At 71.0% G+C, this 9,959-nt stretch carries 11 protein-coding genes; all 11 read right to left on the bottom strand.

Annotation, left to right across the window (positions count from 1 at the left end):
* Positions 1-238: 238 nt before the first annotated feature.
* The 11 genes from KK097_RS11220 to KK097_RS11170 all read right to left on the bottom strand — a co-directional run bounded on the left by KK097_RS11220 (position 239) and on the right by KK097_RS11170 (position 9,931).
* On the bottom strand, positions 239-1,567 hold the full coding sequence (locus KK097_RS11220) for an ATP-dependent DNA helicase (RefSeq protein WP_214544803.1): 1,329 nt from the start codon (positions 1,565-1,567) through the stop codon (positions 239-241).
* Positions 1,564-3,591, bottom strand: coding sequence for a cytochrome c oxidase assembly protein (locus KK097_RS11215; protein ID WP_214544801.1), 2,028 nt, complete (start codon positions 3,589-3,591; stop codon positions 1,564-1,566). The genes KK097_RS11220 and KK097_RS11215 overlap by 4 nt, the downstream gene beginning before the upstream one ends.
* Before the next feature lie 178 nt (positions 3,592-3,769).
* Positions 3,770-4,057 (bottom strand): HU family DNA-binding protein, encoded by a 288-nt coding sequence (locus tag KK097_RS11210; RefSeq protein ID WP_017886454.1) that lies wholly within the window; start codon positions 4,055-4,057, stop codon positions 3,770-3,772.
* A gap of 290 nt (positions 4,058-4,347) precedes the next feature.
* The gene (gene rpsN, locus KK097_RS11205) at positions 4,348-4,653 is read right to left on the bottom strand and encodes a 30S ribosomal protein S14 (protein ID WP_017886455.1); all 306 of its coding nucleotides are present in this window, start codon (positions 4,651-4,653) and stop codon (positions 4,348-4,350) included.
* Positions 4,654-4,655: 2 nt separating this feature from the next.
* Entirely contained in the window at positions 4,656-4,826 is a 171-nt protein-coding gene (rpmG, locus tag KK097_RS11200) for a 50S ribosomal protein L33 (RefSeq protein WP_017886456.1), read from the bottom strand.
* The gene (gene rpmB, locus KK097_RS11195) at positions 4,826-5,062 is read right to left on the bottom strand and encodes a 50S ribosomal protein L28 (RefSeq protein ID WP_027464952.1); all 237 of its coding nucleotides are present in this window, start codon (positions 5,060-5,062) and stop codon (positions 4,826-4,828) included. Before rpmB ends, rpmG begins: the two co-directional genes overlap by 1 nt.
* Positions 5,063-5,445: 383 nt before the next feature.
* Positions 5,446-6,927 carry a lipase maturation factor family protein gene (locus tag KK097_RS11190; RefSeq protein WP_214544800.1) on the bottom strand — a complete coding sequence of 494 codons (1,482 nt, stop codon included), beginning with the start codon at positions 6,925-6,927 and terminating at the stop codon, positions 5,446-5,448.
* Positions 6,928-7,019: 92 nt separating this feature from the next.
* The gene (locus tag KK097_RS11185) at positions 7,020-7,715 is read right to left on the bottom strand and encodes an alpha/beta fold hydrolase (RefSeq protein ID WP_214544798.1); all 696 of its coding nucleotides are present in this window, start codon (positions 7,713-7,715) and stop codon (positions 7,020-7,022) included.
* Positions 7,716-7,725: 10 nt separating this feature from the next.
* Positions 7,726-8,151, bottom strand: a complete 426-nt coding sequence (locus KK097_RS11180; RefSeq protein ID WP_214530022.1) for a Fur family transcriptional regulator — start codon at positions 8,149-8,151, stop codon at positions 7,726-7,728.
* Entirely contained in the window at positions 8,148-9,086 is a 939-nt protein-coding gene (locus tag KK097_RS11175; protein ID WP_214530023.1) for a metal ABC transporter permease, read from the bottom strand. The genes KK097_RS11180 and KK097_RS11175 overlap by 4 nt, the downstream gene beginning before the upstream one ends.
* Entirely contained in the window at positions 9,086-9,931 is an 846-nt protein-coding gene (locus KK097_RS11170; RefSeq protein ID WP_214530043.1) for a metal ABC transporter ATP-binding protein, read from the bottom strand. Before KK097_RS11170 ends, KK097_RS11175 begins: the two co-directional genes overlap by 1 nt.
* Positions 9,932-9,959 lie beyond the last annotated feature (28 nt).

Below are 9,959 nucleotides of genomic sequence, written 5' to 3'. Positions count from 1 at the left end.
GCGGTGGGGCGGTCCGGCGGGTGTGGTCCGGCGGGGGTGTGTGCGGTCACGACTCCCCGCTCAGGTCCGCCGGCCGGTCACGAACTGTCGGACGCGGAGTGTCCAGGCGACGACGAGTGACCACTCGGCGCAGGACCGACGAGGAGTCGTGACCGCTCGGCGGTGTGCAACCGGGCGTGCAGGCGCGCGTGCCCGGCGGCGTGAGGCCGATGCGGACCGAACGGGTCAGTCGGACGCGTCAGTCGGCGTCGGGCTCGGCGTCCGACTTCGGCTTCGGCTTCGGGGGCTCGAGCTCGGTCGCGACGATGCGGGGTGCCTCGGACATGAAGCGACGGACGTCCAGGTCGACGATGATGTCCTGCGGCCGGAGCGGGCGGGTGAGGAACAACCCCTCGAGCGAGGTCAGCCGGGACAGCGCCACGTACGTCTGCCCGGCGCTGAACACCCGGTTGCCGAGGTCGACCACGGCGCGGTCGTACGTGCTGCCCTGTGACTTGTGGATGGTCACGGCCCAGGCGAGCCGGAGCGGGAACTGCTGGAACTCCCCGACGGTGTCCTTCTTGAGTTCCTTCTTGTCGGGGTCGTACGAGTACTTGAACTTCTCCCACACCGACGGCTGGACCTCGAAGGACTCCCCGTCGACGTCGACCCACACGGTGTCGCGTATGGCCGTCACGATGCCGAGCGTCCCGTTCACCCAGCGCTGGTCGGCGTCGTTGCGCAGGAACATCACGTGCGCGCCGGGCTTCAGCTCGAGGGCTTCGTCCGCAGGGAAGTTCCGCCCGCCGAAGTCGCCGTTGACGTCGGCCTTCGCGGTCTTCACCTTGCCGGGCAGCCGCTCGAGGGCCGCCTTGTTGATGCGGGCAACCGTGTCGTTGCGCGTCGCCAGGGTGATGGCGTCGTCCGGCGCGGGACGCGCACCGGCTGTGTTCAGCTGCTCGGCGATGTCCGCGGTGACCCGACCGTGCCGGACGGCGGTGAGCATGGCGGCGAAGGCGTCGTCACGCTGCCGGTGCACGGTGGCGAGCTCGATGATGTTGAGCTCGGTCTCGAGCCACACCTTGGCGTCGAAGAACCACATCGACCGGTAGTGGTCGGTGAAGTAGGCGCGCTCGTCGGCGTCGCCGGGCACCGGGGGCAGTTGGTACGGGTCGCCGAACATCACGACCTGCACGCCGCCGAACGCCTCGAACTGCCGACCGCGGGCCTTGCGGAGCGAGCGGTCCATGCCGTCGAGCAGGTCGGCGTTGACCATCGAGACCTCGTCGATGACCAGGGTGTCGATGGTGTTGAGGAGCTTGCGGGTGTCGGGGCCCTGTCGCAGCTCGGCGTCGGCGATGAGCCCGATCGGCAGCCGGAACAGCGAGTGGATCGTCTGGCCGCCCACGTTGAGCGCGGCGACCCCCGTCGGGGCGCAGATGACGACCTGCTTCTCGGTGTTCCAGGACAGGTGGTTGAGCAGCGTCGACTTGCCCGTGCCGGCGCGACCGGTGATGAAGACGTTGTCGCGGGTGTGCTCGATGTACTCGAAGACGGCGCGCTGTTCGTCGCTCAGTTCGATGCTCATCGGGTGTCCGCCCCCGGCGAGGGCTCGAGGTCGTCGCTGCCGTCGTCGAAGTCCAGGTCGCCCAGGTCGTCCCGGTCGGCCCGGGCAGCGGGGACAGCTCGGACAACCGCGTCGTCGGGCGTCGCTGCGTCGCCCGGGGCTCCCCCGTCACGCCGCAGTCGCACGAGCACCACCACGACCACGGTCACCAGGAGCAGCACCCCGGCGACGATGAGCACGAGGCCGGCCCGGGCCTGGTCGACGAGCGGGTCCGGCCCCCACGTCCGGCCCATCGCGCCGAACCACGATGCCTGCAGCAGCCCGAGCGGCCCGCGCATGGCGAACCCGAGCGAGACGGTGCCCGCGGCGATCACCGCGGCCCCGACGATCCGGACGACGGTGGCAGCGGTGGTCGGACGCCGGCGCCCGGCAGGGATCGGGGTGCACAGTGTCGGGACGGCCAGCAGCCCGACCAGCAGGAACACGGCGTCGCTGACCGTGCGTCCGATCGGATCGCTCACCGACCACCGGAGCGCGTCGGTGGCGAAGAAGGCCCACCAGAGCGCCGCCGCCAACGCGAACGCGGGGAACGGCTGTGCCAGGTACCGCACGGTCGGGTGCTCGACGATGACGTCGGTCCATTCGCGCACACCCGTGCTGTCGTCGCTCCGGGGGTGCACGGCGGCACGGATGAGCGCGACGGGCGCCGCGGCCCACACCAGCGCGGGCACGACCAGGCCGAGCAGGACGTGGGCGCCGACGTTCGCGGAGATCAGGAAGCGGTCGTACTGGTGCAGCGAGCCGGAGGTCGCGATCACCAGTGACACGATCGCCAGGGCTGCGGCGACCGAGCGCCGCACGGGCCACCGCACGCCGCTCCGACGCAGTCGCACCACGCCGGCCGCGTAGGTCACGACGAGCAGCACGGCCGCCATCAGCCAGAACAGGTCGATGTTCCAATGCGTCAGCCAGCCCCACGCACCGGGCGCGTGCGGCAGCAGGTCGTCGGTCAGGAGTTCCGCCGGGCTCGGGTCGGTGGTCTTGCTCAGAGCGATCTGGTCGACCGGGGTCGCGGTGCGCCCGAGGGCCGCGGCGAAGCCGGATGCGACCCCCATCACCGCGAGCTCGACGACGATCAGGGTCCAGAAGGGCCGCTGCCGAGCGGGCGACGTCGTCAGCGCCCGGATGACCCGACGGCGCTGCAACGCACCGAGGACCCCCGCGACGACGATCGCCCCGATCTTCACCAGCACGAGCGTGCCGTACGGGGTGAACAGGTTCGACAGCGCGCCGACGCGGATCTGCGCCGTCGCGATGCCGGACACGGCGACGAGCACGAAGCACCCGAGGGCGATGCTCGAGTACCGGGCGACGACGGCCGCCAGACGGTCACCGGGCAGCACCCCGCGCAGCAGCACGAGCATGACGAGCCCACCGACCCACAGCGCGGCGCCGACCAGGTGCAGCCCCAGGGCGGTCACGGCGGCGTCGTGGCTGGCGGTGCCGGCGGCATGGCCCTGCTGCGCGAGCGGGATGAGGCCGATCATCGACACCCCGGCGGTCAGGGCGACCATGCCCCGCGAGCGGACGGCGAAGCAGAGCACCGTGACGGCCGCGGCGACGAGGACGGTCACCAGCCAGGCGAGCCCGAGCTCGGTGCCGGTGAGGAACACCCCCATCGACTGCCCGAACTGCTCGTCGATGCTGACGCGCGAACCGGCGACGCTGAGGAAGGTGCAGAACGTGGCGACGGCCGACGCGACCGTCCAGACGCCACTGGCCCCGGCGGCGACGTCGATCGCGCGGTTCCACTCGGGGCCCGAACGTGAGAGCCCGATGGTCGCGAGGGCGAGCCCACCGATCGTGGTGGCCGCGGACAGGTCGACGACGAGCCGGGCGATCGGCAGCCCGAAGCGGACGACGGGCCCCGGGTCGGCGATGAGCGCGGGGTCCGCACCGCCGCCGATGACGAGTGCCGTGAGCAGCGCCACGAACCCGACGAGCAGGAGCACGGCGGGACCGGCGATGCGCGCGATCCGATTCACCCGTCAAGCCTAGGCGGTGCCCACCCGGCCGCCGAACGGGCGGGCCGATCTGTGCAAAGCGGCACGGGCCTCCAGGCCGGACGCGCGCACCGGGCGCCCGCCCACGCACGCGCCCGCCCGCCCCCGGGAACGACGAAAGGGACGGCCGAAGCCGTCCCTCCCGATGCGCGGAACAGTCTTACTTGACCGCAGCCTTGAGCTTCGAGCCGGCGCTGACCTTGACCGAGTCGCTCGCGGCGATCTCGATGGCGTCACCCGTCTGCGGGTTGCGGCCGGTGCGGGCGGCGCGGTGCGTCTTCTCGAAGGCGATCCAACCGGGGATCGTGACCTTCGTGCCGTCGGCGACGGACGACGAGACGACGCTGAAGAGCGCGTCGACGACGCCGTTGACGGTGGCCTGGCTCTGGCCGGACTCAGCGGCGACGGCAGCGACGAGCTCGGTGCGGTTCAGTGACTTGTCAGCCATGGATGTCCTCCTCGGACTTCTTGCAGTATCGGTCGGACGCACGTGTCGTCCGGCGCCCGGAGCGGTTGCCCCGTGCCACGGTGCCAGTGGGCCGAGGGCCCGGCGGAACCGGAGTTGAACCTACCAGCCCCAGGGGACGGAACCTGCCGACTCGCCCGGATTTCCGGGGTTGTCGGGGGTCCGGAGGGGTGCTGGAGGGGCAGATGTGACGAATGAACGGTCACCTGTACCCCGTACACAGCGAACGCCCCGCCACCAGGAGGTGACGGGGCGTCGGGTACTGCGAGTGCTTACCAGGAGCTCTTCGTGATGCCGGGGAGCTCGCCGCGGTGGGCCATGTCACGGAAACGGACACGGCTGATGCCGAACTCACCGAGGTGGCCACGGGGGCGGCCGTCGATGGCGTCACGGTTGCGGTACCGGATGGGCGATGCATCGCGGGGCAGCTTCTGCAGGCCCACGCGGGCGGCCTCACGCGACTCGTCGGTGCCGTTCGGGTCCACGAGGGCCTTCTTCAGCTCGAGACGACGCTCGGCGTAGCGCGCGATGATGACGGCACGCTGGTTGTTCTTCGCGATCTTGCTCTTCTTCGCCATGCTTAGCGCTCCTCACGGAAGTCGACGTGCTTGCGGATCACCGGGTCGTACTTCTTGAGCACGAGACGGTCGGGGTTGTTCCGACGGTTCTTCTTGGTCACGTAGGTGAACCCGGTGCCCGCCGTCGAGCGGAGCTTGATGATCGGACGGATGTCCTGACCCTTTTTCGCCATCAGATCTTCTCCCCACGGGCGAGGAGATCCTTGACGACGGACTCGATGCCACGTGCGTCGATCACCTTGATGCCCTTCGCGCTGAGCGTGAGCGTGACGTTACGACGAAGCGAAGGCACGTAGTACGTCTTCTTCTGCACGTTCGGGTCGAAGCGACGCTTCGTCCGGCGGTGCGAGTGCGAGATGTTGTGACCGAAGCCGGGAACGGCGCCGGTCACCTGGCACACTGCTGCCATGGTTTCCTCCTGAGTACCGTGCGACCGGACGGCCGCACCCAAGTTCACTTGCCTGGTGCACACGCGCACTGCCACCGGGGTGGCCGTGCGAGGGGGTTGTGTGCACCGCCCAGGTCCGCATCCCCTGTCGAAGGAGAGCCGGACACCGCGCGACCGCGGCGTTCGCGACGGTCGGAGGGCTTGGAACAACGGGTCCGCCGCGCGGACGCGGAGAACCAGGGGTCCACGTTACGCGAGGACCGGGCGTGTCGCAAGCCGCGCCTCCAGGCCGGGAGGCCCGGTGCGGCCGACCGGACCGCTCACGCGCACGCGTGGTCACCCCCACCGCCCGCGATCGTGAGCAGGAACGGTCGGGTCGAGCACCTCGACCCGACCGTTCCTGCTCACGAAGTGGACGAACCACCCTCCGCGGCACGACCGCGCGGGAGCCCGACCGGCGCCATGAGCAGGTACCGCTCCCGCCGGATCCAGTACAGCCCCGTCTCCCGCCGCTCGGCCCGGGTGGCGAACCGGTAGTGGAACATCCGCGCACGCACCCACCGCGGAGGCCGCCCGTCGAACGGGTCGTGGGCGAGCAGCCGCAGCGTCGGCCGGTCGGCCTCGAGCAGGCGGAGGACGAAGACCCGGAACCACCGGTCGTCGGCCCCGAGCGCCAGGAACCACATCAGCCAGTCGAGCCGGAGGTGGTACGGCGCGAACTGCCCGGGCCGGCGCCTCGGGTCACCCGGCTTGCCGCGGAACTCGTAGGGCTGCCAGTCCTCGTCGGACGGGTCCTCGGCCAGGGTCCCCTCGACGATGACCTCGTCACGCTGCTGCGTCACACTGCCGAAGGCCCCGTAGGCGTTCGCCAGGTGCCACCGGTTGAACGAGGCGTTCATCAGCTGTCGCCGCGACACCAGGTTCTTCGCCGCCGGCCAGGACAGCCACGCGAGCAGCAGTCCGACGGCGACGGTCACCGCGACGAAGGAGACCGGGGTGGCCGACGGCCCGGCTGCGACTGCGTCGTGCAACCAGGGCAGCACCGCCGCCACCGACCGGTCGTCGATCGCGGCGAAGGTCAGCACGAGGGTGATCCAGTTGAGCCAGGCGAAGTTGCCGGAGACCACGAGCCAGAGCTGGGTGAGCAGGACGAGGGCGGCGGCGATCGAGGCCACGGGCTGCGGCGCGAACAGGAAGAACGGCACGACCAGCTGCACGAAGTGGCTGCCGAGGGTCTCGAACCGGTGCACGGGACGGGGCAGCAGGTGCGCCGTGCGCGACACCGGGTTCGGCATCGGCTGCGTCTCGTGGTGGTAGTACAGCGCCGTCAGGTCCCGCCACGAACGGTCGCCACGCATCTTGATCATCCCGGCGCCGAACTCGAGCCGGAACACGAGCCAGCGCAGCGCGACGAGCACGACGATCGGCGGTGCGACGTCGTCGGAACCGAGGAACGCGACGGTGAACAGCGCCTCGACCAGCAGGGACTCCCACCCGAACGCCCAGAACGTCTGCCCGACGTCGGAGATCGACAGGTAGGCCAGCCAGAGCAGCAGGAAGCACAGCATCGGCACCCACCACGGGGCCCGCTGCGGCAGCCCGACCACCAGGGCGAAGGACACCACGGCTCCCCCGCCGGCGAGCAGCCGCAGCCGCCGGTCGGTGTACTTCCACCACCGCCAGACCACGGGGAGCCGACGGGCGTACGGGTGCTCCATGAAGCGGGGAACGGGGAGCAGCCCCCGCTCGCCGACGAGCGCCGGGAACTGGGCGATGGCGGAGAGGAAGGCGAGGCAGGCGATCGCCGCGACGCCGCGCTGCAGGACGAACCGGGCGACGTCGTAGTCGGACGCGCCCGCCCACTGTGTCCACGCTGCGAGATCCACGAGCGGGACGGTACGCGGAGCGGGCTGCGGTCCGTCTCGGCGTCACGCCCGACGCGTCGCCGACGGCGTGCGTCGCCGACGGCGTGCGTGGCCTACGGAGCCTGCGTCGGCTTGGGCGCCAGCGCCTGGACCATCAGCTCCCCGAGCTGCTCGGGCGCCGTGAACATCGGCCAGTGTCCGGTTTCGAGCCCGACGATGGACAGCTCTTCGGTGGCGACGAGCTCGGCCGCCCAGGCCTGGTGGTCCGCGACCATCGCGAGCAGCTCGGCAGCGGGGATCTCACACGTGATGATCGTCGCCGGGATCGTGTGCCGTGCGGGGTCGGAGTAGTGGAACCGGTCGGACGGCACCGACGCGGGCTCCGGGACCGCTCGGCGCTCGACGTCCTGCCGCAGTGGAGGCGTCATGCCCCGCAGGGTCGCGGGCTCCCAGATGTCCCACGACGGCAGCGGTACGACCCCGTCGACCACGGGCAGTTCGTCGTTGACGCACCCGCCCTCCGGCCCGGGGAAGGTGTCGACGTAGAGCAGGTGCGCGACGAGCGAGGGCCGCTGGTCGGCAGCCATGTACGCGATCGGCCCGGCTCCCGAGTGCCCGGCCAGCACGACCGGCTCGTCGGGGGACGCGACGTCGTCGAGGATCGCGACCAGTGCGGTGACCTGCTCGTCGAGCGTGCCACCGTCGCGCGTGACCGCCTGCACCGAGTGCCCGGCTTCGCGGAGCACCGGGGCGACGTCGTCCCACGCGCTCGCGTCGAGCCAGAACCCGGGGACCAGGATGACGTGCATGCGGGGCAGGCTACTCGTCGCTGGCCGCGGTCGCTCGGGCGGCGGTGCAGACGGCGCAGTCGCCGAAGATGTCGACGACGTGGCTGGCGTTCGTGAACCCGTTGGCCGCGGCGACGTCCTGCGCCCACTGCTCCACCGGGTCCGCCTCGATCTCGACGGTCCGGCCGCAGTTCCGGCAGATCAGGTGGTGGTGGTGCGTGTCCGTCGTGCACGCCCGGTACAGCGATTCGCCGTCCTGCTGCAGCGAGTCGGCGTCGCCCTCGGTCGCCAGGTCGGCGAGCGCCCGGTAGACGGTGGCCAGACCGATGGTCGAGCCCTCGTCCCGCAGGTGCTGGTGCAGTGCCTGGGCGCTGACGAACCCCTCGGTGGAGTCGAGGGCCCCGCGCACCGCTTCGCGCTGCCACGTGTTCCGCTTGGTCTTCTGCACGGCGTTCATGCTGTCACCTCTTCCTTCCGGCCTGCTGTCGACGTCGTTGCTGCCGGGAGGCCCGGCTCGTCCCCGCCGCGCTCGCCCCGCCCGGCGACACGGTTGCGTCCCCGCCGGTCACGTCGCGACCCGACGATCCGGCAGACCACCCAGATCGCGAACGAGATGGTGGTCACGTAGGGGCTGATCGGCAGGCCGCCACCCAGTGCGAGCAGGATGCCACCGACGACCGACGTCACCGCGAACAGTGTCGACAGCACCGGTACGACGACCGGGTGCGAACTGAGCCGCAGGGCTGCGGCCGCCGGTGTGACGAGCAGGGACAGCACGAGCAGCGCGCCGACGATCTGCACCGACACCGCGGTGGCCAGTCCGAGCACGAGCATGAACACGATCGCGAGGGTGCGCACCGGGATCCCGGCGGCCGCGGCGACGTCCGGGTCGACCGAGGCGAACATCAGCGGACGCCAGATGACGAGCAGCGTCGCGACGACGATCGCGGCGACCACGATGAGGAACGTCAGCTGCGGGTTGTCGACCGACACGATCTGCCCGGTGAGCAGCCCGAACTTGTTGGCGGCCCGGCCCTTGTAGAGGGCGAGGCAGAGGATGCCGATCCCGAGTCCGAACGGCATGAGGACGGCGATGATCGAGTTGCGTTCCCGGGCCCGGGAGCCGAGCACACCGATGAGCAGGGCGGCGATGACCGACCCCACGAGCGAGCCGGAGACGACGTTCACGCCGAGCAGCAGCGACGCACTGGCACCGGCGAACGAGAGCTCCGAGATGCCGTGCACGGCGAACGGCATGTTCCGGGCGACGACGAACGGGCCGATGAGTCCGCCGACGATGCCGAGCACCGCGCCGGCCCAGATCGAGTTCTGCACGAGCACCAGGAGCTCGCCGTAGTCCTGGAACGAGAAGACGGTCGACAGCAGGTCCATCAGATCCGCCCTTCGTCCGACGGGTCGGCGTGCGGGTCGACCTCGCCCGGGTGGTGCTCGTGGGCCTCGTTCGCCCCGACGATGACGATCCGGCCCATCGTGCGGACGACGTCGACGGGCGTGCCGTACAGGTCGCTCAGCACGTCGGCGCGCAGGACCTCGTCCGGCGAACCGATCCGGAACCGGCCGCCCGCGATGTAGAGCACGCGGTCGACGACGTCGAGGATCGGGTTCACGTCGTGCGTCACGAACAGCACGGCGGCGTCACGCTGCCGACGTTCGCGGTCGATGAGCTCGGTGATCCCGCGCTGGTGCCGCAGGTCGAGGGAGATGAGGGGTTCGTCGCACAGCAGCAGGGCGGGGTCGGCGGCGATGGCCTGCCCGACGCGGGTGCGCTGCTGCTCACCACCCGACAGTTCCGCGACGGGGGCGTCCGCGAAGTCGGTGGCACCGACCTCGTCGAGGACGCGGTCGATGCGCAGCCGATCGGCCTTCGACGCCCGACGGATGCCCCACCGGTGCCCGGTGACACCCTGGGCGATCATGTCCCGCGCGCGGAGGGGCGTCCCCGCCTCCATGAGTCGCTGCTGCGGTATGTACCCGATCTTCCGGTGTCCCCGGTGCACCGGCTGCCCGAGGAAGGACATCGTGCCGCTCGTCAGCCGCTGCTGGCCGAGGACCGTGCGGAGCAGCGAGGTCTTGCCCGCGCCGTTCGGACCGAGGACCGCGACGAACTCCCCCGGTGCGAGGTCGAGGTCGAGGCCCGCCCAGAGCTTCCGGGCGCCGTACGACAACCCGGCGTCGCGGAGCGCGAGGACCGGACGAGCCGCAGCCCGGTCGTCCACCGTGGTGGTCGCCGGGCCGTGGGTCGCC

The sequence above is a fragment of the Curtobacterium flaccumfaciens genome (genome assembly GCF_018598405.1).
GTDB classification, from domain to species: Bacteria; Actinomycetota; Actinomycetes; order Actinomycetales; family Microbacteriaceae; genus Curtobacterium; species Curtobacterium aurantiacum.
This window is presented reverse-complemented; position numbering and strand designations above follow the sequence as displayed.

What these genes read in the sequence shown, in the direction of transcription:
- rpmG (WP_017886456.1), bottom strand. Translation starts at nt 4,826, where the DNA reads ATGGCGAAAAAGGGTCAGGACATCCGTCCGATCATCAAGCTCCGCTCG.
- rpsN (WP_017886455.1), bottom strand. Translation starts at nt 4,653, where the DNA reads ATGGCGAAGAAGAGCAAGATCGCGAAGAACAACCAGCGTGCCGTCATC.
- KK097_RS11185 (WP_214544798.1), bottom strand. Translation starts at nt 7,715, where the DNA reads ATGCACGTCATCCTGGTCCCCGGGTTCTGGCTCGACGCGAGCGCGTGG.
- KK097_RS11210 (WP_017886454.1), bottom strand. Translation starts at nt 4,057, where the DNA reads ATGGCTGACAAGTCACTGAACCGCACCGAGCTCGTCGCTGCCGTCGCC.
- KK097_RS11175 (WP_214530023.1), bottom strand. Translation starts at nt 9,086, where the DNA reads ATGGACCTGCTGTCGACCGTCTTCTCGTTCCAGGACTACGGCGAGCTC.
- rpmB (WP_027464952.1), bottom strand. Translation starts at nt 5,062, where the DNA reads ATGGCAGCAGTGTGCCAGGTGACCGGCGCCGTTCCCGGCTTCGGTCAC.
- KK097_RS11180 (WP_214530022.1), bottom strand. Translation starts at nt 8,151, where the DNA reads ATGAACGCCGTGCAGAAGACCAAGCGGAACACGTGGCAGCGCGAAGCG.
- KK097_RS11220 (WP_214544803.1), bottom strand. Translation starts at nt 1,567, where the DNA reads ATGAGCATCGAACTGAGCGACGAACAGCGCGCCGTCTTCGAGTACATC.